The sequence below is a fragment of the Streptomyces sp. NBC_01166 genome (assembly GCF_045039765.1).
GTDB lineage: Bacteria > Actinomycetota > Actinomycetes > Streptomycetales > Streptomycetaceae > Streptomyces.
Map to the genome: position 1 here is coordinate 1,241,949 of NZ_CP108613.1, position 22,995 is coordinate 1,264,943.

25 protein-coding genes are annotated in these 22,995 nt (G+C 70.5%); 17 read left to right on the forward strand and 8 right to left on the reverse strand.

The features are described from left to right. Positions 1–79 precede the first annotated feature (79 nt). The gene (locus OG379_RS05685; protein WP_405659963.1) at positions 80–1,414 is read left to right on the forward strand and encodes a chloride channel protein; all 1,335 of its coding nucleotides are present in this window, start codon (positions 80–82) and stop codon (positions 1,412–1,414) included. On the opposite strand, the gene OG379_RS05690 is transcribed toward OG379_RS05685, so the two are convergent. Beyond that, positions 1,368–1,799 (reverse strand): hypothetical protein, encoded by a 432-nt coding sequence (locus OG379_RS05690; protein ID WP_405659966.1) that lies wholly within the window; start codon positions 1,797–1,799, stop codon positions 1,368–1,370. The two genes, OG379_RS05685 and OG379_RS05690, sit on opposite strands and share 47 nt — an antisense overlap. Positions 1,800–1,915: 116 nt before the next feature. Here OG379_RS05690 and OG379_RS05695 point away from each other — a divergent pair, with 116 nt between their 5' ends. The 3 genes from OG379_RS05695 to OG379_RS05705 are packed head-to-tail and all read left to right on the forward strand — an operon-like array spanning position 1,916 to position 3,597. After that, positions 1,916–2,506: a helix-turn-helix domain-containing protein gene (locus OG379_RS05695; protein WP_405659967.1), complete on the forward strand. Its 591-nt coding sequence runs from the start codon at positions 1,916–1,918 to the stop codon at positions 2,504–2,506. Between the two features lie 19 nt (positions 2,507–2,525). Beyond that, entirely contained in the window at positions 2,526–3,077 is a 552-nt protein-coding gene (locus OG379_RS05700) for a GNAT family N-acetyltransferase (RefSeq protein ID WP_405659969.1), read from the forward strand. Positions 3,078–3,108: 31 nt separating this feature from the next. After that, positions 3,109–3,597, forward strand: coding sequence for a glutathione peroxidase (locus tag OG379_RS05705; RefSeq protein ID WP_393756943.1), 489 nt, complete (start codon positions 3,109–3,111; stop codon positions 3,595–3,597). A gap of 166 nt (positions 3,598–3,763) precedes the next feature. Here OG379_RS05705 and OG379_RS05710 read toward each other — a convergent pair whose 3' ends face one another. The 3 genes from OG379_RS05710 to OG379_RS05720 form a co-directional block, all read right to left on the reverse strand. Then, positions 3,764–4,126 (reverse strand): DoxX family protein, encoded by a 363-nt coding sequence (locus tag OG379_RS05710; protein WP_405659971.1) that lies wholly within the window; start codon positions 4,124–4,126, stop codon positions 3,764–3,766. Positions 4,127–4,262: 136 nt separating this feature from the next. Continuing rightward, entirely contained in the window at positions 4,263–4,757 is a 495-nt protein-coding gene (locus tag OG379_RS05715; RefSeq protein ID WP_405659973.1) for a cupin domain-containing protein, read from the reverse strand. A 154-nt stretch (positions 4,758–4,911) separates the two neighbouring features. Next, positions 4,912–5,739, reverse strand: coding sequence for an alpha/beta fold hydrolase (locus OG379_RS05720; protein WP_405659976.1), 828 nt, complete (start codon positions 5,737–5,739; stop codon positions 4,912–4,914). Positions 5,740–5,849: 110 nt separating this feature from the next. Here OG379_RS05720 and OG379_RS05725 point away from each other — a divergent pair, with 110 nt between their 5' ends. Then, positions 5,850–6,677 carry a helix-turn-helix domain-containing protein gene (locus OG379_RS05725; RefSeq protein ID WP_405659979.1) on the forward strand — a complete coding sequence of 276 codons (828 nt, stop codon included), beginning with the start codon at positions 5,850–5,852 and terminating at the stop codon, positions 6,675–6,677. 186 nt (positions 6,678–6,863) lie between these two features. On the opposite strand, the gene OG379_RS05730 is transcribed toward OG379_RS05725, so the two are convergent. Next, the gene (locus OG379_RS05730; RefSeq protein ID WP_104790646.1) at positions 6,864–8,090 is read right to left on the reverse strand and encodes an acyl-CoA dehydrogenase family protein; all 1,227 of its coding nucleotides are present in this window, start codon (positions 8,088–8,090) and stop codon (positions 6,864–6,866) included. Between the two features lie 173 nt (positions 8,091–8,263). On the opposite strand from OG379_RS05730, the gene OG379_RS05735 reads away from it, so the two are divergent. Next, positions 8,264–8,914, forward strand: coding sequence for a TetR family transcriptional regulator (locus tag OG379_RS05735; RefSeq protein WP_393756955.1), 651 nt, complete (start codon positions 8,264–8,266; stop codon positions 8,912–8,914). 22 nt (positions 8,915–8,936) lie between these two features. Here the strand turns inward: OG379_RS05735 and def are convergent, their stop codons facing one another. After that, on the reverse strand, positions 8,937–9,491 hold the full coding sequence (def, locus tag OG379_RS05740) for a peptide deformylase (protein ID WP_393756957.1): 555 nt from the start codon (positions 9,489–9,491) through the stop codon (positions 8,937–8,939). 114 nt (positions 9,492–9,605) lie between these two features. Here def and OG379_RS05745 point away from each other — a divergent pair, with 114 nt between their 5' ends. From OG379_RS05745 to OG379_RS05775, 7 genes are all read left to right on the forward strand, one after another. Further along, on the forward strand, positions 9,606–10,844 hold the full coding sequence (locus OG379_RS05745) for a MurT ligase domain-containing protein (RefSeq protein WP_031094061.1): 1,239 nt from the start codon (positions 9,606–9,608) through the stop codon (positions 10,842–10,844). A gap of 34 nt (positions 10,845–10,878) precedes the next feature. Further along, on the forward strand, positions 10,879–11,607 hold the full coding sequence (locus OG379_RS05750) for a type 1 glutamine amidotransferase (RefSeq protein ID WP_393756960.1): 729 nt from the start codon (positions 10,879–10,881) through the stop codon (positions 11,605–11,607). 185 nt (positions 11,608–11,792) lie between these two features. Then, the gene (locus OG379_RS05755; RefSeq protein ID WP_362927751.1) at positions 11,793–12,818 is read left to right on the forward strand and encodes a 6-phosphofructokinase; all 1,026 of its coding nucleotides are present in this window, start codon (positions 11,793–11,795) and stop codon (positions 12,816–12,818) included. A gap of 111 nt (positions 12,819–12,929) precedes the next feature. After that, complete coding sequence (locus tag OG379_RS05760; protein ID WP_405659982.1) at positions 12,930–13,880, forward strand: cytochrome c oxidase assembly protein; 951 nt, start codon at positions 12,930–12,932, stop codon at positions 13,878–13,880. A 68-nt stretch (positions 13,881–13,948) separates the two neighbouring features. Then, positions 13,949–14,107 (forward strand): hypothetical protein, encoded by a 159-nt coding sequence (locus OG379_RS05765; protein ID WP_107103313.1) that lies wholly within the window; start codon positions 13,949–13,951, stop codon positions 14,105–14,107. Between the two features lie 202 nt (positions 14,108–14,309). After that, a complete protein-coding gene (locus tag OG379_RS05770; protein ID WP_405659984.1) occupies positions 14,310–14,564 on the forward strand; it encodes an HU family DNA-binding protein in 255 nt (84 codons plus the stop codon). A 16-nt stretch (positions 14,565–14,580) separates the two neighbouring features. Beyond that, entirely contained in the window at positions 14,581–14,967 is a 387-nt protein-coding gene (locus OG379_RS05775) for an SRPBCC family protein (RefSeq protein ID WP_405659986.1), read from the forward strand. Positions 14,968–15,069: 102 nt separating this feature from the next. Here the strand turns inward: OG379_RS05775 and OG379_RS05780 are convergent, their stop codons facing one another. After that, complete coding sequence (locus OG379_RS05780; protein WP_405659988.1) at positions 15,070–16,095, reverse strand: Lrp/AsnC family transcriptional regulator; 1,026 nt, start codon at positions 16,093–16,095, stop codon at positions 15,070–15,072. Positions 16,096–16,186: 91 nt separating this feature from the next. On the opposite strand from OG379_RS05780, the gene OG379_RS05785 reads away from it, so the two are divergent. The 4 genes from OG379_RS05785 to OG379_RS05800 all read left to right on the forward strand — a co-directional run bounded on the left by OG379_RS05785 (position 16,187) and on the right by OG379_RS05800 (position 21,266). Further along, positions 16,187–17,497, forward strand: a complete 1,311-nt coding sequence (locus tag OG379_RS05785; RefSeq protein WP_405659990.1) for an amidohydrolase family protein — start codon at positions 16,187–16,189, stop codon at positions 17,495–17,497. After that, positions 17,494–19,074 (forward strand): AbgT family transporter, encoded by a 1,581-nt coding sequence (locus OG379_RS05790; RefSeq protein ID WP_405659992.1) that lies wholly within the window; start codon positions 17,494–17,496, stop codon positions 19,072–19,074. Before OG379_RS05785 ends, OG379_RS05790 begins: the two co-directional genes overlap by 4 nt. A gap of 366 nt (positions 19,075–19,440) precedes the next feature. Then, on the forward strand, positions 19,441–20,151 hold the full coding sequence (locus OG379_RS05795; protein WP_405659994.1) for a lysophospholipid acyltransferase family protein: 711 nt from the start codon (positions 19,441–19,443) through the stop codon (positions 20,149–20,151). A 65-nt stretch (positions 20,152–20,216) separates the two neighbouring features. Then, on the forward strand, positions 20,217–21,266 hold the full coding sequence (locus OG379_RS05800) for an NAD-dependent epimerase/dehydratase family protein (RefSeq protein ID WP_405659996.1): 1,050 nt from the start codon (positions 20,217–20,219) through the stop codon (positions 21,264–21,266). A gap of 79 nt (positions 21,267–21,345) precedes the next feature. Here the strand turns inward: OG379_RS05800 and OG379_RS05805 are convergent, their stop codons facing one another. Next, positions 21,346–22,923 (reverse strand): alpha/beta hydrolase, encoded by a 1,578-nt coding sequence (locus tag OG379_RS05805; protein ID WP_405659998.1) that lies wholly within the window; start codon positions 22,921–22,923, stop codon positions 21,346–21,348. Positions 22,924–22,995: the final 72 nt, after the last annotated feature.

The window sequence follows — 22,995 nt, forward strand, 5'->3', positions numbered from 1 at the left end:
CCACATCGTGGTATCACCGTGTGGATCCCGGCGGGACAGCGTGTTCCGGCAGGGACCCGACGCTGAGGAGACCATGACGATGTCGGCCGAACCCGGAACAGCACCCGGGACCGAACACCCGGATCCCCTCACCGTGGTGCGCACCCGGGGATACGCCGTACTGCTGGTCATGGTGGCGCTGCTCGGAGTCCCCATCTCCGCGGCGGCGTTCGGCTTCCTGGCGCTCGTCCACGAGCTCCAGTCCCTGACCTACAAGGACCTGCCCCACGCGCTGGGCTTCGGGAGCACGCCGTCGTGGTGGCCGGTCCCGCTGCTCGCCGTGGCGGGCCTGCTGACGGGGCTGGCCATCCGTCACCTGCCGGGAACGGGCGGTCACAAGCCGGCGGAAGGGTTCGTGAACACGGGGGCGCCGACCGCCGCGGAACTGCCGGGGATCGCGCTCGCCGCGCTGGCGTCCCTGGGTCTCGGCGCCGTGCTCGGGCCCGAGGCCCCGCTCATCGCGCTCGGCGGGGGGCTGGCCGTCTGCGCGGCGCGGCTGCTGAAGCCGGGCATCCAGCCGAGTGCGGCCGCGATGGTGGCGGCAGCGGGGAGTTTCGCCGCGGTCAGCGCCCTCCTGGGATCGCCGCTCCTCGGCGCGTTCCTGCTGATGGAGGCGTCCGGACTCGCCGGAATGATGCTCGGCCTGGTGCTCGTGCCGGGGCTTCTCGCCTCCGGCATCGGGTCGCTCATCTTCATCGGCCTGGGCTCGTGGACCGGTCTGGGCACGTACTCCCTGACCCTCCCCCACGTCCCTCACGCCCCCCAGCCCACCGTCGCCGAGTTCGGCTGGGCCCTCGTGCTCGGGGCCGCGGCCGCGCTCGCGGGCACGGGCATCAGGAGACTCGCCCTGGCCCTGCAGGGGCGGGTCGAGCGGCGGCGCGTGATCGCGGCCGTGGTGATGGGCCTGACCGTCGGTGTGCTCGCGCTCCTCTACGCCGAGAGCACGGGGAGGAACGCGTCCGAGGTGCTGTACTCGGGCCAGGACGCCCTCGGCGGCCTGCTCGCCGAGGACGCCACGTACACGGTGGGGACGCTCCTCGTGCTGATCATCTGCAAGGCGCTCGCGTACTCGACCTCGCTGAGCGCCTTCAGGGGCGGCCCCATCTTCCCGTCGATGTTCCTCGGCGCGGCGGGCGGGCTCGCCATGTCGCACCTGCCGGGCCTGAACGCCACCTCGGGTTTCGCGATGGGAATCGGGGCCATGTGCGTGGCGATGCTCAGGCTGCCGATGACCTCGGTGCTGCTCGCCACGCTGCTGCTGGGATCCGAGGGCGTCACGGTCATGCCGCTCGTGATCGTCTCCGTGGTGGTGTCCTACGTCCTCACACTCAGGCTCGGACGCTCTTCTGAGGCCCCACACACAGCGCCCAGATGACGAAGATGTTGATGGCGATGAGCACCAGGGACCAGAACGGGTAGTAGGGGAGCCACAGGAAGTGGGCGACCACCAGGAGCCCGGCGAGCACGACACCGACGGCGCGCGCCCACAGGGCCCCGCTGAAGAGCGCGAACCCGGCGAGGACGACGACGATGCCCAGGATGAGGTGCACCCAGCCCCAGCCCGTGAGGCTGAACTGGAACACGTAGTTGCGTGTCGAGACGAACAGGTCGTCCTTGGCGATGGCGGCGATGCCCTCGAGTATGGCCATGGCCCCACCGAAGATCATCATCACCGCCGCGAACACGGTCCAGCCGGACTGGGCTGCGCGCCCACCGGCAGTGTCGTGCCCCACCTTCGTCCCGCTAGCACTTCCAGCCATGTCGGCCTCCTCGATTCCCAGCCGATGAGCGGCTCGTCGAGTCGCTTCGCGGCTTATGTTCCGTTTATCAGCCTGACACGGCATCACCCGATCGGCACTCTTCTCAGAACAGAGATATGCTCCCGAATGTGAGAGAGCCTGAGCTGCCGCCCGACAACGTCGACGACCGCCTCGCGGCAAGGCTGAGCATGCTCCGCACCGAACGCGGATGGTCTCTGGACGAGCTGTCCGGCCGAGCCGGTGTGAGCCGCTCGACCCTGTCGCGGCTGGAGCGCGGGGAGCTGAGTCCCACCACGGCCGTGCTCGGCCGGCTGTGCACGGTCTACGGGCGCACGATGTCCCGGCTGCTGATGGAGGTGGAGGCGGAGCCGCCACAGCTGGTCCCCGCCGCACGGCAGCCGGTGTGGCGGGACGAGTCGTCCGGGTTCGTGCGCCGCTCCGTCTCGCCGCCGCACCCCGGCCTGCGCGCCGAGGTCATCGAGGGCACGCTCGACGCCGGCGCGGCGCTCTCGTACGAGAACGCGCCGGTGCCCGGTGTGGAGCAGCACATCTGGGTACTCGAGGGCACGGTCGAGATCACGGTCGGCGGGACCACGCACACCGTGCGCGAGGGCGACTGCCTGCGCTTCCGGCTGCGCGGGCCCTCGCACTTCCGCTGTCCGGGCCCGCTACGCGTCCGCTACGCACTGATGATTGTCCTGCCGTGAATGTGAAAGGACCCGCTTCATGACCGAGATCGTCCCCGTGTCCGGCCCCGAACTGATCACGTACGCCGATGAGCTCGCCGCCCTGCTGATCGAGGCGGTGGAGGACGGGGCCTCCGTCGGCTTCCTCGCCCCGCTGGACCGCGCGGCGGCCGCCATCTGGTGGCGGGAGCGGGCCGCCGCCGTCGAGGCGGGGAGTCACCAGGTGTGGATCGCCCGGGACGACGAACGGCTGGCGGGCACGATCGGCCTGGTCAAGGCGGCCCTGCCCAACGCCCGCCACCGCGCGGAGGTCGCGAAGCTCGTGGTCAGGCCGTCGGCCCGGAACCGGGGGGTCGGCCGGGCCCTGCTCGCCGCGGTCGAGCGGTCCGCCGCCGCCGAGGGGCTGACGCTGCTGGTCCTGGACACCGAGACGGGAAGCGACGCCGAGAGGCTCTACCGCTCGGCGGGGTGGACGCCCTGCGGCTCCGTGCCGGACTACGCGTCGGACCCGTTCGGCACGCTCAGGGCGACCACGTTCTACTACCGGGCGCTGGACCCGCGGGAGGCTCCTGCGCAGGGCCCGTCACAATGAGAGGGACGCCACGCCACCGAGGAGACATCCCATGACGCTGCACGACATCCCGCTCCGTACGCTCGCCGGCGAACCGACCACCCTGGGCGCCTACAAGGGTTCGGCGGTCCTGCTGGTGAACGTCGCTTCCCAGTGCGGGCTCACTCCGCAGTACGCCGGTCTGGAAAGGCTCCAGAAGGAGTACGCGGACCGGGGCTTCACCGTTCTCGGGGTGCCCTGCAACCAGTTCGCGGGCCAGGAGCCGGGCACCGCGGAGGAGATCCAGACGTTCTGCTCGACGACCTACGGGGTCAGCTTCCCGCTGCTGGAGAAGATCGACGTCAACGGCGAGAACCGGCACCCGCTGTACACGGAGCTGACGAAGCTCGACGACGCCGAGGGCACGGCGGGGGACGTCCAGTGGAACTTCGAGAAGTTCCTGATCTCCCCGGCCGGTGAGCCGGTCGCGCGGATCCGCCCCCGCACCGAGCCGGAGGCGCCCGAGGTCGTGGCGGCCGTCGAGGCGCAGCTGCCGCGGTAGCGGTAACGGACAACACGCGGGGCCGGACCGTGCACGGTCCGGCCCCGCGGCCTCACCAGCGCTCCGCCCCCGCCACGCGGAAGGCGGCGGGTTCGATGTTTCGTGAGAAGGAACGGCCGCCATGGGGCGGTCGGCCCGCAGCCGCGTCAACCGGTCGGGGGCGCGATCACAGCCAGGTGATGGCCAGCCAGATGGTCACGGCCGCAGTGGCGATGAGCCCGACGTTGAGTGCGATCCGGCGGTCTCCGCCGGTGAGGTGGACGGGGATTGCAGCGATCTGCAGGAGCACGAACCCGATGGCCGCAGCCAGTGCCAGCCAGGGCGCGATACCGGTGAGCGGCGGCAGGATCAGCCCGGTCGCGCCGAGTATTTCGACCGTCCCCAGCGCCCTCACGGCGGGCAGGGGTATGCGATCGACCCAGGCCATCATCGGGCGGAGTTGCTCTCGGTCACGGAAGAGCTTCATCGCGCCTGCGTAGAGGTAGAAGAGGGCGAGCAGTCCGGCGACGATCCAATACGCGATGTTCATGATTCCCGTCTGCGGTCACCGGTCGCAGGTGACCCGTTGATTCCCGTGGCAGCCCGTGGCGAAGACCCGAGCCATGATCTGAGTGGTCCGGAAGCTGAGAGGTGGGAGCGCCCCGGCGGCGCCGGCCGGGCCGGCTTCAGGCCAGGTCGGTGGCGGGCTCGGTCGCGTAGCGGCTCATCACCCGGGCGCCGTCCTGCGGCGTCAGCGGCCGGCCGTCGGCAGTCATGTCCTGGAGGTCTCGGAAGTACTGCACGTACAGGTCAGGGGTGAATGTGCTGAGCATGACGGCGGGTTGGTCGGTGATGTTGGCGAAGGTGTGCGGGGCGCCGGGCGGGACCATCACGAGCGCGCCCCTGGTGGCGTCGTACTCCTTGTCCCCGACGGTGAACCGCACCGTGCCGGAGACGATGTAGAAGCCCTCGTCGTGCTGGGCGTGGCGGTGCTGCGGCGGACCGGGGGTGTGCGGGGCGAGGACGGATTCGGCAATGCCGAGGCGGTGCCCGGTGTGGCTGCCGTCTTCGAGAACGCGCATGCGCGTGGTGCCCAAGACGATCGTTTCGCCGTCGTCGGGACCCACCACCCACACGGCGGGGTCGGCCTGCGGTGCACTGGACTTCGCTTCTTCGATCATGCTCCAAGTGCACCGCCAGGGCCCTGCGACTGTCCAAGACCCATTCCACGACGCCGATACCTTGTGGGTATCGCCGCAGCGTGGAGCTATGTACCCCCGCGCTACTCCATGACGGTCCCTGAGAAACTCCACTACGGTCGGCCGCCACTCGAAGTCACCCCGGCGTCGACCTACGCGACACCGGCCTGGCCGACCCGACCTGCGGACCGCGCGCCGGCGCGAAGGCGGTGATCACGTCGACGAGCTCGGCCGGTGCTTCCAGCGGGATCAGGTGACCCGTCTCCGGGATCACCTCGAAGTCGACTTCGGAGAGGTAGGGCACCAGGTTGTCGCGGAGCACGTCGACGGGCTCGACGTGGTCGTTCTCTCCGGCGACGACGAGCGCGGGGACACTGATCATGCGGGTGTGCTCGGTGATGTCCTCCGCGATGCCGCGCAGCGGCCACTCCGCGCGGGCGGCATCGGCCCCGGCACGCGAGTCGGTCGCGATCTGCGACTTCATTGCTTCGGGCAGCTCGGTCGCGGTGAGGATGTTGTCCCGTGCGCCGGCGACGGATTCGTCGGAGTCGTAGGCGTGGGAGAGGGCTTCCTGGTACTCGGGAGTGATCTCCGCGGCGGGCTTCGCCGGGCCGGGAGCGACGAGGGCGATCCCTCGGAGGCGCGCGGGCCTGCTCGCCGCGACCAGCTGCGCGACCTTGCCGCCCATGGAATGTCCGACGAGGACGTAGTCGGTGACGCCCGCGTCGGCGATCACGGCGAGCGTGTCGTCCGCGAACCGGCGGAGCGTGTAGGGACCGGACAGGCTGCTCGACCGGCCCCACCCACGGAAGTCGACCGTGAGGACGTCGCGCCCCGCGAGGCGGTCGACGACGAGGTCCCAGGTGCGGGCGGAACCACCCCAGTAGTGCAGGAACACCAGGGTCGGCCCGGTACCCGGCCGGTGGTCGTAAGCGGGCAGCAGCGGCTGCTGTGTCGTGCTCATCGCATGTCCTCGATCAGTGTTCCGAAGCGGATCTTCCCCACTGATTGAATCTCTGCGGCCCCCTCCGGGGCATCGGCGCGACTGGTCGCCCGATGGTGGAAACTGGACACGTGACCGCGATCCGGCAGATGACGTACCGTCCCTTCGGGCACGGTGCCGCCGCTGTCGAGACGATGACGTTCGGCCGCCTTCGCGAGCTGAACGACGGCGGGACGCAACGCGCCGACTTCCATGTCCTCGCCGTCGTCGATGCCGGGCACGGATCGGTCACCGTGGACTTCTCCGTGCACCCGCTCCGGGAGCGGTCCGCGGTGTGGATCGCTCCTGGCGCGGTGCACCGGTGGGATGACATCGCCGGCGTGGCGGGGCACCTCGTGCTGTTCGTCCCGACCGCGCCCGTCAGCCATGCCGCCAGAGAGCTCGTCGCGTCCCCCGACGTGATCGCGCAGTGGAACATTCCCGACGCCGACTGGCCGTTCGTCGACGCCGCGCGGAACCATCTCCTGCTCGAGGCGTCCGCCCCGCCCGTGGACGGGCCGGCGGAGCTGCCCGAGATCCTGCTCTCCGCGCTCATCGCACGGCTCCGGCCGCCGCACGGCGAAGCGTCGGCGACGAATCCGGTGTTCCGGCTGTTCCGGGCCGAGGTCGAAGCGCACTTCCGGGAACACCACGACGCCGGTTACTACGCCCGGGCACTGGGATACGCGCCCCGCACCCTTTCAAGAGCGGTGCAGCGGGCCACCGGCCGCACCGCCAAGGCGTACATCGTCGATCGGGTCGTGCTGGAAGCCAAACGGCTCCTCGCGCACGACCGCCTCACTGCGGCCGGCTGTGCCGGCACGCTCGGCTTCCCCGACGCGTCCAACTTCTCGGTGCTCTTCCGGAAGGCGACAGGCATGCCCCCGGGCGCGTGGCAGACATCGGTGACCGTCGAGTGAGGTCGCGTACGCCGCACTGCCTCGGGCTTTCACGATCGCGCCCGTCCAGGACTTGATCAGCTGACCGGAGCCGTGGGTACCGGCGCCCGCCCGGCGCGAGGCTCGGGCGACCGCTTGCCCGCGTACACGCCACAACGACGAATCGGCCGCCGGCGGAAGCCGGCGGCCGATCACGAACGATCGGGGCTAGCGGATCGGCATGCCCGACAGGGTGCGGGCGATGACCAGACGCTGGATCTCGCTCGTGCCCTCGAAGATGGTGTAGATCGCGGCGTCCCGGTGCATGCGCTCGACCGGGTACTCACGGGTGAAGCCGTTGCCGCCGAGGATCTGCACGGCCTGGGCGGTGACCGTCTTCGCCGTCTCGCTCGCGTAGAGCTTCGACATCGAACCCTCGGCCGCGGTGAACGGCTTGCCGGCGCTCGCCATCCAGGAGGCACGCCAGACGAGCAGCCGGGCTGCGTCGATCTGGGTGCGCATGTCGGCCAGCTGGAAGGCGATGCCCTGGTTGTCGATGATCGGGCGGCCGAACTGGGTCCGCGTCTTGGCGTAGTCGAGGGCGACCTCATAGGCGGCGCGCGCGGTGCCGACCGCCATGGCGCCGACGGCCGGGCGGGACGCCTCGAAGGTCGCCATCGCCGCGTTCTTCACGCGCTCGCCGCCGGACCTGGCGCGCTCGCGGGCCCGGGCGAGGCGCTCGTCGAGCTTCTCCTTGCCGCCGAGCAGGCAGTGGCCGGGGACGCGGACGTCCTCGAGGACGACCTCGGCCGTGTGCGAGGCGCGGATGCCGTGCTTCTTGAACTTCTGCCCCTGCGAGAGGCCGGGAGTGGCCGGCGGGACGATGAAGGAGGCGTGGCCCTTCGAGCCCAGCTCGGGGTCGACGACGGCGACGACGACGTGGACGTTGGCGATGCCGCCGTTGGTCGCCCAGGTCTTGGTGCCGTTGAGGATCCACTCGTCCTTGGCCTCGTCGTACACCGCGCGGGTGCGCATCGAGGCGACGTCGGAACCGGCGTCCGGCTCGGAGGAGCAGAAGGCCGCGACCTTCACGTCGTCGGCGTCCCCGTACATCTGCGGGATCCAGGTGCCGATCTGCTCCTCGGTGCCGTTGGCGAGGACGCCGACGGCCGCCAGACCGGTGCCGACGATCGACAGGGCGATACCCGCGTCACCCCAGAAGAGCTCCTCCATGGCCATGGGGATGCCCAGGCCCGTAGGGTCGAAGAACTGCTGGGCATAGAAGTCGAGGGAGTAGATGCCTACCTTGGCCGCCTCCTGGATGACGGGCCAGGGCGTTTCCTCACGCTCGTCCCACTCCGAAGCGGCCGGCCGGATCACCTCGGCGGCGAATCCGTGCAGCCAGTCACGGACCTGCTTCTGGTCGTCGTTGAGCTCGAGCGTGAACTCGGCCATGTTCCCTCCATGCACTTCCGGAAAACCCGTTACTAGCGGTAACACCAGTCTGTTACCAGCAAGTAGCCTCTGTCAACCAGTCAGCTGCGGATCCGCGCACGGCGGACCCAGGGTGTTACGTTGCCCGGGCGTGACGAGATCGCAGGACAGTTGGGTGGGGCGGGAGAAACGACATGGAGACCACAAGAGGGGCCGAACGGCAGCGGACAGCGGCCGAACGCCGCCGCCGGGAGCTGCTCGAAGCCGCGGACCGAGTGGTGCTCAGGGACGGCCCGAAGGCGTCGATGAACGCGATCGCCGCGGAGGCCGGGATCACCAAGCCCATCCTCTACCGGCACTTCGGCGACAAGGGCGGCCTCTACCGTGCGCTCGCCAAACGCCACACCGACGCACTGCTGAGCGCCCTGCGGGCCGCGCTCGACGCCCCCTCGGAGCGGCGCGAACGGGTCGAGTCGACCCTGGACACCTACCTCGCGGCGATCGAGGCGCGCCCCCAGGTCTACCGCTTCCTGATGCACCCGTCCGACGACGCGGCCCCCTCCCCCGAACAGGGCTTCGACGTCGGCCGTCATTCCGCGCCCCTGCTGCGCCGCCTCGGCGAGGAGCTGGGGAAGGTGATCGCGGAGCGGGTCGATCTCGGTCCGGACAGCGAGCAGATGGCCCGCATCTGGGGTCACGGCATCGTCGGCATGATGCACGCGGCCGGCGACTGGTGGCTGGGCGACCGGCCGTGCTCGCGGGAGCAGCTGGTACGCAGCCTCGCCGACCTGCTCTGGGGCAGGCTCGCCGAGGCCCGCGACCTGCCCGGCGGCCAGGGGTTCTGAGCGACCACCGGGCCCCGGGGGCTCAGCCGTCGGCCGCCGTACGCGCCCAGGGCGCCCGCCGGGCCGCGCGCAGCGCCCTGGCCCGGCGCAGCCCCGTCAGCCGGTCCGTGTAGACCGAGCCTTCGAGGTGGTCGCACTCGTGCTGCAGACAGCGGGCGAACCAGCCGGTGCCGGCGATCCGCACCGGCTCCCCCGTCACCGTCCGGCCTTCGACCACCGCGTGGTCGAAACGCGGAGTGGCGGCTTCGAGCCCCGGGAGCGAGAGGCACCCCTCCGGTCCGCGTACGGTGATGCCGTCCGCCTCGACGAGCACGGGATTGACGACGTGGCCCAGGTGCCGGACCTCGTCGTCGTCCGGACAGTCGAAGACGAACACCTTGAGAGGGGAGCCGATCTGGTTCGCGGCGAGCCCCACGCCGTTCGCGGCGTACATGGTGGCGAACATGTCCTCCACCAGCCGGGCGAGCGACGGGTCGAATTCGGTGACGTCGTCGCACGGACTGTGGAGCACCGGGGCGCCGAGCAGAGTCATGGCGCGAACGCGTCCGGTACTGCCGGGGATCGGGCGGTTTCGCATGGGGAGAAGCGTACGTTCCACGTGACCTCCACGTTCCCCGTGGTGCCGAGGTGCGGTCGCCGCGCCGGACATCGATAGGCTGGGCGAGGACTTACGCAAGGAGGATCTAGGACGATGGCAGGCAACACGGAGCCGTTGTCGCCGCGGGCCAAGCTCGCCGTGACGGCGGGCAAGGCCGCGGCGGCGGTGTCGCGCGCTGCGGGGCGCGGCAGCGGATCGGTGATCGGCGGCCGGGTGGCGCTCAAGCTCGACCCCGACCTGCTCGGGCGGCTGGCGCAGCACCTGGACGTGATCCTCGTGTCCGCGACGAACGGCAAGACGACCACCACCCGGCTGATCGCGGAAGCGCTCACGGCCGCCGGTCCCGTCGTGTCGAACGCGCTCGGAGCCAACATGCCCGCGGGGATCACCTCCGCGCTGGCAGGGGGCTCGGACGCGCGGTACGGCGTGATCGAGGTCGACGAGAAGTACCTCGCGGGTGTGGCACGCGACACGACACCGAAGGTCATCGCGCTGCTCAACCTCTCCCGCGACCAGCTGGACCGCGCGGCGGAGACCCGGATGCTGGCGGAGAAGTGGCGTGAGGGCCTGTCGGGCTCGAAGGCCGTGATCGTGGCCAACGCCGACGACCCGCTGATCGTCTGGGCCGCTTCCTCCTCCCCCAATGTCGTGTGGGTCGCGGCGGGCCAGGCGTGGAAGGACGACGCCTGGTCCTGCCCGTCCTGCGGCGGTGTGATGCAGCGTCCCGGTGACGACTGGTTCTGCGGCGAGTGCGGCTTCCGCCGCCCCGCCCCGAGCTGGGCGCTGAACGGCGACTACGTCCTGGACCCGCACGGTTCCGCGTGGCCGATCCACCTCCAGCTGCCGGGCCGGGCCAACAAGGCCAACGCCACGAGCTCGGCCGCCGTGGCCGCTGTCTTCGGCGTGCCGCCGCAGGTCGCCCTGGAGCGCATGTACCAGGTGCAGGCCGTGGCGGGCCGCTACGACGTCGTCACCTTCCTCGGCCGTGAGCTCCGGCTCCTGCTGGCGAAGAACCCGGCCGGCTGGCTCGAGACGTTCTCCCTGATCGACCCGCCGCCCACCCCGGTGATCCTCTCGGTGAACGCCCGTGGCGCCGACGGTACGGACACCTCCTGGCTGTGGGACGTGGACTACACCCAGCTCTACGGTCACCCGATCTTCGTGCTCGGCGACCGCAAGCTGGACCTCGCGGTCCGGCTCGAGGTGGCCGGACTGGACTTCCGGGTCTGCGAGACCCTGGACGAGGCCGTCCAGATGGCCCCGCCCGGCCGCATCGAGGTCATCGCCAACTACACCGCCTTCCAGGATCTGCGCCGTCGTGTCGGCAACTGACCCCCGCGCGGGCAACCCCCGGAGAGGACGAAGCATGAGCAACAACAGCCTGCGGCTGGTGTGGGTCTACCCCGACCTCCTCAGCACCTACGGCGACCAGGGCAACGCCCTGGTGGTGGAGCGCCGGGCCCGGCAGCGCGGCCTCGACGTGGCGCGCGTCGACGTGCGCAGCGACCAGCCCATCCCGACGTCGGGCGACATCTACCTGATCGGCGGCGGTGAGGACCGGCCGCAGCGGCTCGCCTCGGAGCGGCTGCGCCGTGACGGCGGGCTGAACAGGGCCGCGGCGAACGGCGCGATCATCTTCTCGGTCTGCGCGGGCTACCAGATCCTCGGCCACGAGTTCATCAACGACCTCGGCGAGCGCGAGCCCGGCCTCGGGCTGCTCGACGTCGTCTCGACCCGTGGTGAGGGCGCGCGGTGCGTCGGCGACGTGCTCGGCGACATCGATCCGAACCTGGGCCTGCCGCCGCTGACCGGTTTCGAGAACCACCAGGGCGTCACCCACCTCGGTCCCTCGGCGCGCCCGTTCGCCCGGGTGCGTCTCGGCCGGGGCAACGGCACGGGCGACGGCACGGAAGGCGCGTACAACGACACCGTCTTCGGTACGTACATGCACGGCCCGGTCCTGGCGCGGAACCCGCTGATCGCGGACCTGCTGCTGAAGCTGGCCCTGGACGTCAACGCCCTGCCGCCGAGCGACGACCGGTGGTACGAGGCGCTGCGCGCCGAGCGCATCGCCGCCGCGACACAGCCCGCCTGACGCCGCCCGTTACGGGCCGGCCCCTCCGGGGGCCGGTCCGCGTGTGCCGGGCCGGTGTACATCCGGTGGACGTCCAGCAGTCGGACAGTGGGTTCGGTCCGGCCACCCCGCGCCGGTAGGGTGGCGGGGATCCAACCGGACGACGTGGTCCGGCGTCGGCCCACGTTGCAAAGGTTTCCCGGGCAATGCGAATTGGTGTGCTCACCTCCGGCGGCGACTGCCCCGGCCTCAACGCCGTCATCCGTTCCGTCGTACACCGCGCGGTCGTCGACCACGGCGACGAGGTCATCGGCTTCCACGACGGCTGGAAGGGCCTGCTCGAGTGCGACTACCGCAAGCTCGACCTCGACGCGGTCGGCGGCATCCTCGCACGTGGTGGCACGATCCTCGGCTCCTCCCGTGTCCAGCCCGCGCACCTGCGTGACGGCGTGGAGCGGGCGAAGGGCCATGTCGCGGATCTCGGCCTGGACGCGATCATCCCGATCGGCGGCGAGGGCACGCTGAAGGCCGCCAACCTGCTCTCGGAGGCGGGCCTGCCCATCGTCGGTGTGCCGAAGACCATCGACAACGACATCGCCTCCACCGACGTGACCTTCGGTTTCGACACGGCCGTCGGCGTCGCGACCGAGGCGCTGGACCGGCTGAAGACCACGGCGGAGTCGCACCAGCGTGTGCTGATCGTCGAGGTCATGGGCCGCCACACCGGCTGGATCGCGCTGCACTCGGGCATGGCGGCCGGCGCGCACGCCATCGTCGTACCCGAGCGGCCCTTCGACATCGACGAGCTGACCGAGCTGGTCGGCAAGCGCTTCTCGGACGGCAAGAAGTTCGCGATCGTCGTCGTCGCGGAGGGCGCCAAGCCGCGGGAGGGCTCCATGGAGTTCAACCAGGGCACGAAGGACATCTACGGCCATGAGCGCTTCGCCGGTGTGGCGACGCAGCTCTCCGGCGAGCTGGAGCAGCGCCTCGGCAAGGAGGCCCGCCCGGTGATCCTCGGCCATGTGCAGCGCGGCGGCACCCCGACCGCGTACGACCGTGTCCTGGCCACCCGCTTCGGCTGGCACGCGGTGGAGGCCGCTCACCGCGGCGAGTTCGGCATGATGACGGCGCTGCGCGGCACGGACATCACGATGGTCCCCCTGGCGGCCGCGGTGGAGACCCTGAAGACGGTCCCGGCCGAGCGCTACGCCGAGGCGCAGGTCGTGCTCTGACCGTCACGACACCCGCTGAACCGCCCCCGGCCGCACCCGCGGCCGGGGGCGGTTCTAGTCTGGACCGGACAACCGGCACGAAACGGGGACGTCCCCAGCGGGAGTGAACAGATGGATCACGGCGGGCACGGCACGAACATGGATCTGCCGCCGTTCACGCTGGGACGCGGGCTCGAGTTCTCCGCGGACCCGTTCTTCCTGGTCGGCTGCGTCGCCGCCCTCGCCCTGTACGGCTACGGGGTCGCGCGGCTGCGCGCCCGTGGCGACGGCTGGCCGGTGAACCGGATCGTGTTCTTCGTCATCGGTGTGCTGTCGATCGCCCTGGTGATGTGCACGGGGCTGAACGACTACGGCATGGTCATGTTTAGCGTGCACATGGTGCAGCACATGGTGATCAGCATGGTGTCGCCGATCCTGCTGCTGCTGGGCGCCCCGGTGACGCTGGCACTGCGGGCGCTGCCCGTGGCCGGGCGGGACCGTACAGGACCTCGCGAGCTGCTGCTCAAGCTGCTCCACAGCCGCTACATGAAGATCATCACGCATCCGGTCTTCACGATCCCGCTCTTCATCGCGAGCCTGTACGGGCTCTACTTCACTCCGCTGTTCGACTTCCTCATGGGGTCGAAGACGGGCCACATCGCGATGATGGTGCACTTCCTGGCGGTCGGCCTGGTGTTCTTCTGGCCGATCATGGGCATCGACCCGGGCCCGCACCGGCCGGGTTACGTGATGCGGATGCTGGAGCTCTTCGCGGGCATGCCCTTCCACGCGTTCTTCGGGATCGCGCTGATGATGGCGAGCCAGCCGATGGTGAAGGCCTACGAGAATCCCCCGGCCTCACTCGGTATCGATGCCCTGGGCGACCAGTCCGCGGCCGGTGGGATCGCCTGGGCCTTCAGCGAGATCCCGTCCGTGCTGGTGCTGATCGCGCTGGTCTTCCAGTGGTACCGCTCCGAGCAGCGGACGGCCAAGCGTTCCGACCGTGCCGCCGACCGGGACGGCGACCAGGAACTGAAGGCGTACAACGCCTATCTCGCCTCATTGCAGGCGCGCGGCCAGTAGCGGTGGGCGCCCCCGAGGGGTGACCATGGCTTCACCGGCCGTGCGGCCGGGTGAGGAGCGTGCAGCTCATGCCTGGATCCACGAAAACCATGGGAGTGCTCACGGTCGGCGCGCTGGTCGCGGTGACGGCGTACACAGTGGCGCTGGGGAGCAACGGCTGGCTCTGGTTCGGCTGGGTGGTCCTCGGGCTCGCCACTCTGGGGATGCTCGCCACCCGCGACACCTGAGGGGATGAGCGGTCGGCCCGCTGCCACGCTTCCCACCGCCGGCGCGGGCCTGCCGGCCTCCGTACACAGCCGGCGTACGGCGCCGTGCGGAGGTGCTCCACCGGTGTCACGCTGGTGGGACTGTGTGGCGCATGACCGGCCGACGTGGACCGCAGGTTCGTGTCGGCCGCGCGTCCTCGTCGGCGGGAAGTGGGTGCTTCGCATGGACAGGGCCGGGCTGATCGAGGCGGTCGGACGCAAGACGGCGGGGGACGGCGAAGTGCCGGCCGAGCAGATCGGCCGGGTCGTGGACGCCCTGTTCGGCACGGTCGCGGAGGCCGGCGTGATCGCCGACGCGCTCAAGGATGGGAGAGCGGTCACCCTGGTGGGCTTCGGCAGCTTCCACGACGTGGGCGGCGAGGCCTCTTTGCGCCCGGGCAAGGCTCTCAACGAGTTCATCCACGACCAGGCCGGATGAGCGGGGTCCCGGTCCGATGGCAGCGGTGACGCTACGGGCCGAAGGCCGCGCGGCGGCCGAGGACGTCTGGCTGCGCTATGTCACACCGGCCCGATGGCCGTCCTGGTCGCCGCAGATCATGGCGGTGCGCGTGAACGATGAACGGATCAGGCCCGGCACCCGGGGTGAGATCGTGTCCCTGTTCGGGGTCACGGCAGCGTTCGTCGTCGAGTCGGTGGACGAGGAACGGTGGCGGTGGGCGTGGAGGGTCCGGCTCGGGCCGGTACGCCTGCGGCTGCGTCACGAGGTCCAGCACCGACCCGGCGGATCGGCCACGACACTCCGGATCGAGGGTCCTGCCGTCGCCCTCGCCGTCTATGCCGGCCCGGCGCGGTGGGCGCTGGGGCGCCTGCTCCGTGGGTGACGGGGCGGCCGCCCGGCACGGATTGCGCGTGTGCTGCCTCGCCCTCGACTCACCGCGTCCTGGACCGGAACGGCCGCGGCAAGGCCGCCGGTGTTCCGCCGGTCATGCGAGGCCCGACCAGTAGTCCACCGGCGCGAGGCCCGTGCTGCGGCCGTTCCGGTCCAGGATCCGGCCGACGTGCTTCACGGTGCGCAGCACGATCGCCCGCTCGGTGATGCGTAGCCGGTGGTCGGCGAGCCGGCTCTCCAGATGGGCCTCCATGCTGTGGACGTCCGCCAGATCACGCTGCCACAGATCGAGGATGAGGTTGTCGCGCCCGGTCGTGACGGTGCACATGCGCAGTTCGGGCAGAGTGCTCAGCGAGGCGACGGTGTCCTCGAGGTGGCGTGCCGGGACGGACGCGAAGTACACCACCGAGACCGGAAACCCGGTGAGTGGACGGGCGAGCGTGCACCGCAGTGCGAGACGCCGGTTGCCGGTGAGGACGCGCAGCCGGCGGCGGACGGTGGCCGGGCTGGTGCCGGCCGCCGTGGCCAGGTCGCGCACCGGCATGCGCCCGTTGTGCCCGAGAGCGAGGGCCAGCGCCCGGTCCACCGGTCGCAGCGGCTCGTCCGGCACCTCCTCCCGGGGCACCGTGAGGGCCCTCTGCTGAGCCCGGCTGAGGCTGCGCAGCCTCCACCGGTCGCCCTCGAAGGGGACGGCGGTGATCACGTGGACCCGGGTGGTGCGGATGCCGGGAAGACGGGCGATGCGCTGACCGACCAGACGGGAGAGGTCGTCGATGCTCGCCGCGCCCACGATGGCGAGCAGGTCCCGGCTCCCGGTGGTCTGTTTGAGACTGAGGATGCGACTGTCCCGGGCCAGGCTGTCCAGGCTGGACTCGAGCGGCAGACCGCCCATGTCGATCTCGACCTGCGCGTAGACGCCGTCGTCGTGGCCGGGCGAGAGGTAGCCGTCCACCCAGGCCGTCCCCGTCCGCTCCAGGCGGTCCCAGCGCCGGGCCGCGGTGACCGGGTCTATCCCCAGGACATCGCCGAGGCGGGTCCACGACACCCTCGGCTGCGTCTGCAGGGCGTGGATGATCGCGAGGTCCAGTTCGTCGGGGTGCGGCATGTTCTGCGTCTGCATGGGGTGACCGAATCCTGCATCCGGTGAGAGATCGTGTCCAGTTCCGGCGATTTTACGGGCGCGTAATTCCGGTTCTGGAAGGTAGGGCGCCATGAGTACCCCCCTTTCCTCTCAGGTGCCCTCCGCCCCCGTTCTGCCGGCCGTCGCCTCACTGCGCCTGACCGGTGCACGGCTGATCGACGGCACGGGGTCGGAGCCGGTCGCCGATGCCGTGGTCGATGTGGACGACCGCGGCCTGATCGTCCATGCCGGGCCCGCCGCCACCGCGCCGCCGGCGCCGCCCCGTGCCCGCACCATCGACGTCGCGGGCCGCACCGTGCTTCCCGGTTTCGTCGATGCCCACGTCCACCTCGGCGTCGAGTCGGCGCGGCACATGGTGCGGCGTTTCGCCGAGGACCCCGCTCTGGAGGCCTTCCGCACCGCTTCCCGGCTGCGCGTCACACTGGACGCCGGTATCACCACAGCCCGTGACCTGGGCGGACTGTCCGCAGGCTTCCGGGAGGCAGTCGCCCAGGGCCTGACCGCCGGACCGCGTCTGCACACCGCGGTGCGCATACTCAGCCACACCGGTGGCCACGCCGACTTCCACACCGACTGCGGCTTCGACACCAGCGCCGGTATGGGGGAGGTCGCCGACACCCCGGACGAGGTACGGCTCGCGGTGCGCAGGCTGCTGCGGTCCGGGGCCGACGTGATCAAGATCTGCGCGACCGGCGGCATGTCCAGCCCGTACGACCAGCCCGACGACGAAGGCCTGACCGTCGAGGAGATACGCGCGGTCGTGGAGGAGACCGACCGGCACGGGGGCCGCCCCGTCGCCGCGCACGCGCAGGGCACGGCCGGCATCCTCAACGCCGTGCGGGGTGGTGTCACCAGCGTCGAGCACGGTTACGGCTTGACCGCACAGGCCCGGGAACTCGCCGGGGAGAAGGGCGTGTTCCTCGTCCCGACCCTCTCCACGGTGTTCGACGGCATCGACAAGGCGACCATGGAACCCTTCCACTACGAGAAGAAGCTCCGCTGGTCGGACATCACGCGCACCAACATCGCCGCGGCCATCGCCGACGGGATGAAGATCGCCATGGGCACCGACTCGGCGATGGTGCCGCACGGCCGCAATCTGCGTGAACTGCTCCACCTCACCTCCCTCGGCATGACGCCGCTCCAGGCGATCACCGCCGGCACTCTCACCGCGGCCCGGCTCCTCGGCCTCGACGACCGCATCGGCACCCTGGAGACGGGCAAGGAAGCCGATCTGGTGGTGTGCGACGGCGATCCGCTGGCCGATGTCTCGGTGCTCGCCGACCCGTCCCGCATCGTCCTCGTCGCGCAGCGCGGTGCCGTGCGGAAGGACCTGCTCACGGGCGGCAGGCGTCCGGACACGGAGGCGGGAAGCCGATGACCCCGCGCACCGAGACCTCCACGGCCTCCGGGGGCAGCACGCTGCTCGACACGGTGCTGGGCGGCATCGAGCGGGCCGGCAACAGGCTCCCGCACCCGGTCGTGCTGTTCCTCTGCCTCTTCGCCCTCCTCGGCATCGTCTCCACCGCCCTGGCCGCCGCCGGTGCGACGGTGACGGTGCCGGGCGACGACCAAGTCCTGGAAGTGAAGGGCCTGTTCACCGGCGAAGGGATCACCTGGCTGCTGGAGAACTTCATCCCCAACTTCACCGGCTTCCCGTCCCTGGGCACCGTGCTGCTCATGATGGCCGCCGTCGGGGTCGCCGAACGCACGGGGATGCTCGAGACAGCCGTCCGCGTCTCCATCGGGCGGGCCCCGAAGGCCGTGCTGCCCTACCTGGTGGCTTTCGTCGCCGCGCAGGGCCACCTCATGAGCGACGTGGCGATCCTCATCATCCCCCCGCTTGCCGCGCTCGTCTTCAAGGGCGCCGGCCGGAACCCGATCGCCGGGCTGATCGGCGGGTTCGCGTGCGTGTGCGCCGGATACGCGGCGGGCTTCTCCATCGGTGCGCTGGACGCCCTCTACACGGGCATCACCGAGCAGGCCGCCGCCGTCCTGCCGGGAGGGGAGGACGCGCCGACGCACATCCTCATCAACTACTTCTTCACCGCCGCGGCGAGCGTCGTCCTCGCCCTGATCGGCGGCTTCCTCATCGACCGCGTCCTCGAACCACGTCTGCCCGCCGCCGTGGAGGCAGCGCCGACGGACGGGGACGGCACGGCGGACGACGACGGTTACCGGCCCACTCTGGAGGTCACCACGACGGAGCGCCGCGGACTCCGGATCGCGGGACTGTCGGTCCTGGTGTATGCGGCCGTCGTCATCGTCTGCTGGCTCCTTCCCGGCTCGGCGCTGCGGGGAGAGGGGGGCGCGCTGGTGCCCTCCCCGGTGCTGACGGGCATCGTGCCCCTGCTGTTCGTCGCCTTCCTCATCGCGGGCGTGATCTACGGCAAGGTCACCGGCAAGGTGCGCAAAGCCGGCGACGTGCCGGAGATGATGGCCGAGTCGGTCACCGGCATGTCCGCATACATCGTGCTGATCCTGGTGATCGCTCAGGTCATCGGCGTCTTCGACTGGTCGAACGTCGGCACCCTGCTGGCCGTGAAGGGGGCCGCGCTCCTCGAGTCGGCGGGGCTCACGGGATTCACCGGGCTGGTCCTGTTCGTGCTGCTGGTCTGCCTGCTGAACCTGTTCGTGACGTCGGGGTCCGCACTCTGGTCCCTGGTGGCCCCGGTCTTCGTACCCGCGTTCATGCTCATCGGCCTCGAACCGGCCGTCACCCAGGCGGCGTTCCGCATCGGGGACTCGGCGACCCAGATGATCACGCCGTTGAACCCGTACGTCTTCCTGATGCTCATCATCCTGCGGCGCTACGAACCCGACGCGAAGCTGGGCACGATACTCTCGCGCCTCTTCGTCTTCGTCGTTCCCTTCCTGGTGGCCTGGCTGATCGCGCTGGGTGTCTTCTACGGCTTGGACCTGCCTCTCGGCCCGGGTGCGGACATCCACCGGAACTGACCGCCACGAGAGCACAGAGGGGGCACGTCAGGGAGGGTCCTCCGACACGGTTCGGAGGACCCTCCCGCGGGCTCCCGCCATGTCGCGGCGGCCGGGGAAGAGGCGGGTGCCCGACCGCCCCCGTTCTGCGGGGCTTCCCGGAAGCGCCCGGAACAGAGCTACGATCTCCGCCGGAGAGAAGCGACGGAGTCCGTACGCACCATCGACTGATGAGGCGTCAGGTGAGGCGACGAGAAGCGGGTACCAGTCGGAAGAGGCCGGTCCGCCGTCAGCCGCGCCGACGAGTCGGCCACACAAGTGACAACACCATGCGTGACCTGGCAGAACGCGGCCAACAGCCCGGTCCGGAAGGCTAGGAGAGATGCTGTGTTCTATTACGTCCTGAAGTATGTCGTGCTGGGTCCCCTGCTCCGGCTGGTGTTCCGGCCCCGCATCGAGGGGCTGGAACACATTCCCGACGACGGCGCAGCCATCGTCGCGGGCAACCACCTCTCCTTCTCGGACCACTTCCTGATGCCCGCCATCCTCCGGCGCCGCATCACGTTCCTCGCGAAGGCCGAGTACTTCACCGGCCCCGGCATCAAGGGCAAGCTGACCGCGGCGTTCTTCCACAGCATCGGGCAGATCCCCGTGGACCGGTCCGGCAAGGAGGCCGGACAGGCGGCCATCCGCGAGGGGCTGGGGGTGCTCAGCAAGGGGGAACTGCTCGGCATCTATCCGGAGGGCACCCGCTCGCACGACGGGCGGCTGTACAAGGGCAAGGTCGGGGTCGCGGTGATGGCGATCAGGGCAGGTGTACCGGTCATCCCCTGCGCCATGGTCGGCACGTTCGAGATCCAGCCGCCCGGTCAGAAGGTGCCCAGCATCAAGCGGGTCACGATCCGGTTCGGGGAGCCGCTGGACTTCTCCCGCTACGCCGGCCTGGCGGACCAGAAGGCGGCGATCCGGGCCGTCACGGACGAGATCATGTACGCCATTCTCGGCCTCTCCGGTCAGGAGTACGTAGATGAGTACGCGGTCAAGGCGAAGGCGGCGCAGGCCGAGGAGACCAAGAAGTTCCCACGTCGGCCACGCTGAGCGGGGAATCTGCTGAGGGCCGATTTCGCTGGTCCGGCCGCTGAGGCCGCCGTAGCGTTTCCCGCATGAGCAGAGGACGAGCGTTCGTACTGGGAGCCACGGGACAGATCGGCCGTCCCGCGGTGCGGGCTCTGGCCGAGGACGGCTGGGAGGTGATCGCGGCCTCACGTGCAGGCGGCCGGGACAGCGGCTGGGACGAGGGGGTCCGCTCCGTCGCGGTGGACCGCGAGGACGAGGGGGCGCTGGAGGCGGCGCTGGGCGACGGCTGTGATGTCCTGGTCGACATGGTCGCCTTCGGCCGGGAGCACGCCACGCAGCTCGCCGGGCTCGCGGGCCGGGTCGGCTCCGCGGTCGTCATATCCAGCGGCGCGGTGTACGAGGACGACCGGGGCCGGGGTTTCGACACACAGGGCGAGCCGGACGGTTTCCCGGAGTATCCCGTGCCGGTCCCGGAGACACAGGGCACCGTCGCCCCGGGGGACGCGACGTACGGGACGCGGAAGATCGCACTGGAGCGGGAACTGCTCGCGGCCGGTGACGCGTTGCCGGTGACGCTGCTCCGGGCGGGGGCGATCCACGGGACGCACTGCCGGACGCCACGCGAGCTGTATTTCGTCAAGCGGCTGGTGGACGGACGCCGGCGGCGGGTCCTCGCGTACGACGGGGCGAGCCGCTTCCACCCGGCCCATGTGTCCAACATCGCCGAGCTGATACGCCTCGCCGCTCCGCGCCCGGCCTCCCGGGTGCTCAACGCGGCGGACCCGCAGGCACCGACCGTCGCCGAGATCGGCGCGGCCGTCGACGCGGTGCTCGGGGTGGAGACCGAGACGGTGCTGGTGGCGGGTGCGGCGCCCGAGGGCGGTATCGGGGAGTCGCCGTGGAGCGGTGCGCATCCCGTCGTGTACGACATGGCCGCTGCCGAACGGGAGCTGGGCTACCGCCCGGTCACGGGATATGCCGAGTCGCTGCCGCAGACCGTCGAATGGCTCGTCGCAGAGCTCGACGGACGCGACTGGAAGCAGGCCTTCCCGAAGATGGCCCGCAACTACGGCGAGGCGCTCTTCGACTACGCGGCCGAGGACGCCTGGCTGGAGCGGCACGACCGGGGAGCGTGAGCGGACCGCGCACCAGCCCCGAGGGGGTGAGCGGGCGGCCGCCGGATGACATCGGCCGCCCGCTCACGTCAGGTGGTGATCACGGAGTCGGTGTGGCGTGCGGGGTGCACGTCACATCGCGCCGGTCGGTCTTCCCCGTGAGCAGGTAGGTGTCCACCCGCTCGTTGACGCAGGGGTTGACCAGGCCCGTGACACCGTGCGAACCGGCGCCCTTCTCGGTGATGAGACGGGAGCCCTTGAAGCGCTTGTGCAGCTCGACGGCGCCCTCGTACGGGGTGGCGGCGTCGCGTGTGGACTGCACGATCAGGACCGGAGGCAGGCCCTTGCCGGTGCGGACGTCCAGCGGAGTCTGCTGCTTGGACGACCAGGTCGCACACGGCAGGTTCATCCAGGCGTTGGCCCAGGTCATGAACGGGTGGTCCTTGTGCAGCCGGGTGTTGTCGCGGTCCCACTTCTTCCAGCTGGTGGGCCACTTGGCGTCCGCGCACTCGACCGCCGTGTACACGGCGTTGCTGTTCTCCGAGCTGATGTTGCCCGCGGTGTCCGACAGGTCGGGTGCCGCGGCGTCGATCAGCGCCTGGGTGTAGCCGCCCCGGTAGTCGCTCCAGACCTGGGCGGTGGGCGCCCAGGCGGAGTCGTAGTACGGCGCGCCCTGGAAGAAACCGATGAGTTCGGCGGGGCCGAGGACGCCGCCGATCGGGTTCTTCTTGGCCGCGGCGCGCAGGGTCAGCCACGCCTGCTCCACCTTCTCGGGCGTGTCACCGATGTGGTAGGCCGCGTCGTTCTCGGCGACCCATGCCTTCCAGTCGTTCCAGCGCGTCTGGAAGGCGATGTCCTGGTTGAGGTTGGCCTCGTACCAGATGTTGTCCTTCGCCGGGTTGACCACGCTGTCGACGACCATGCGGCGTACGTGCGACGGGAAGAGCGTGCCGTAGACCGCGCCCAGGTAGGTGCCGTAGGAGACACCCAGGAAGTTGAGCTTCCGCTCACCGAGCGCGGCGCGGATGACATCCAGGTCGCGGGCGGTGTTGGGCGTCGTCATGTGCGGCAGCATGTCGCCGCTGCGCTCGGCGCAGCCGTCGGCGTACTCGGCCGCGAGCTTGCGCTGGGCCCGCTTGTCGGCCTCGCTGTCCGGCACCGGATCGGCCTTCGGGGCCTTCACGAACTCCTGGGGATCGATGCAGGAGATCGGCGCGGAGTGGCCGACCCCGCGCGGGTCGAAGCCGACGAAGTCGTACGCCTTCGCGGTCTTCGTCCAGAGCGGGTTCTTGGTGACGATGCGCTTCGGGAACGCCATGCCCGAGCCGCCGGGGCCTCCGGGGTTGTAGACGAGCGCGCCCTGGCGTTCGTCCTTCGTGCCCGTGCTGACGTGCCGGTCGACGGCGAGCTTGATCTGCTTGCCGCTCGGCTTCGCGTAGTCGAGCGGAACGCTCACCCAGCCGCACTGGATGGGCGCGGCGATCGCCCAGTCGGCCGGACAGTCCGTCCAGTCGATTCCGGCCTTCGCGGCCCGGGCCGCGGCGATCTGGACACCGCGCGCTTCCTGGCCGCCGTGGTGCCGGCTGTCGGCACCGGCGGCCGGTGCGGCTATCGCCCCCGCTATGAGCGTGCCCGCGATCAGTGTGCCGGCCGAACCGAGCACCGCTGTGCGTCTCAAGTGGAACCTCCCCCTGCGTGATGCGCCGCCGGTGGCGGCGCGCTGGTTCACATGTCCAGGAGGATCCTTTCG

Excerpts from the sequence above, each read along its gene's own strand:
- def (WP_393756957.1), bottom strand. The coding sequence starts at position 9,491 with ATGCGAAACCGCCCGATCCCCGGCAGTACCGGACGCGTTCGCGCCATG.
- OG379_RS05715 (WP_405659973.1), bottom strand. The coding sequence starts at position 4,757 with ATGATCGAAGAAGCGAAGTCCAGTGCACCGCAGGCCGACCCCGCCGTG.
- OG379_RS05730 (WP_104790646.1), bottom strand. The coding sequence starts at position 8,090 with ATGGCCGAGTTCACGCTCGAGCTCAACGACGACCAGAAGCAGGTCCGT.
- OG379_RS05775 (WP_405659986.1), top strand. The coding sequence starts at position 14,581 with ATGGCAGCGGTGACGCTACGGGCCGAAGGCCGCGCGGCGGCCGAGGAC.
- OG379_RS05790 (WP_405659992.1), top strand. The coding sequence starts at position 17,494 with ATGACCCCGCGCACCGAGACCTCCACGGCCTCCGGGGGCAGCACGCTG.
- OG379_RS05765 (WP_107103313.1), top strand. The coding sequence starts at position 13,949 with ATGCCTGGATCCACGAAAACCATGGGAGTGCTCACGGTCGGCGCGCTG.
- OG379_RS05700 (WP_405659969.1), top strand. The coding sequence starts at position 2,526 with ATGACCGAGATCGTCCCCGTGTCCGGCCCCGAACTGATCACGTACGCC.
- OG379_RS05705 (WP_393756943.1), top strand. The coding sequence starts at position 3,109 with ATGACGCTGCACGACATCCCGCTCCGTACGCTCGCCGGCGAACCGACC.
- OG379_RS05695 (WP_405659967.1), top strand. The coding sequence starts at position 1,916 with ATGCTCCCGAATGTGAGAGAGCCTGAGCTGCCGCCCGACAACGTCGAC.
- OG379_RS05760 (WP_405659982.1), top strand. The coding sequence starts at position 12,930 with ATGGATCACGGCGGGCACGGCACGAACATGGATCTGCCGCCGTTCACG.
- OG379_RS05690 (WP_405659966.1), bottom strand. The coding sequence starts at position 1,799 with ATGGCTGGAAGTGCTAGCGGGACGAAGGTGGGGCACGACACTGCCGGT.
- OG379_RS05780 (WP_405659988.1), bottom strand. The coding sequence starts at position 16,095 with ATGCAGACGCAGAACATGCCGCACCCCGACGAACTGGACCTCGCGATC.
- OG379_RS05750 (WP_393756960.1), top strand. The coding sequence starts at position 10,879 with ATGAGCAACAACAGCCTGCGGCTGGTGTGGGTCTACCCCGACCTCCTC.
- OG379_RS05755 (WP_362927751.1), top strand. The coding sequence starts at position 11,793 with ATGCGAATTGGTGTGCTCACCTCCGGCGGCGACTGCCCCGGCCTCAAC.
- OG379_RS05800 (WP_405659996.1), top strand. The coding sequence starts at position 20,217 with ATGAGCAGAGGACGAGCGTTCGTACTGGGAGCCACGGGACAGATCGGC.
- OG379_RS05685 (WP_405659963.1), top strand. The coding sequence starts at position 80 with ATGTCGGCCGAACCCGGAACAGCACCCGGGACCGAACACCCGGATCCC.
- OG379_RS05785 (WP_405659990.1), top strand. The coding sequence starts at position 16,187 with ATGAGTACCCCCCTTTCCTCTCAGGTGCCCTCCGCCCCCGTTCTGCCG.
- OG379_RS05710 (WP_405659971.1), bottom strand. The coding sequence starts at position 4,126 with ATGAACATCGCGTATTGGATCGTCGCCGGACTGCTCGCCCTCTTCTAC.
- OG379_RS05720 (WP_405659976.1), bottom strand. The coding sequence starts at position 5,739 with ATGAGCACGACACAGCAGCCGCTGCTGCCCGCTTACGACCACCGGCCG.
- OG379_RS05735 (WP_393756955.1), top strand. The coding sequence starts at position 8,264 with ATGGAGACCACAAGAGGGGCCGAACGGCAGCGGACAGCGGCCGAACGC.
- OG379_RS05745 (WP_031094061.1), top strand. The coding sequence starts at position 9,606 with ATGGCAGGCAACACGGAGCCGTTGTCGCCGCGGGCCAAGCTCGCCGTG.
- OG379_RS05770 (WP_405659984.1), top strand. The coding sequence starts at position 14,310 with ATGGACAGGGCCGGGCTGATCGAGGCGGTCGGACGCAAGACGGCGGGG.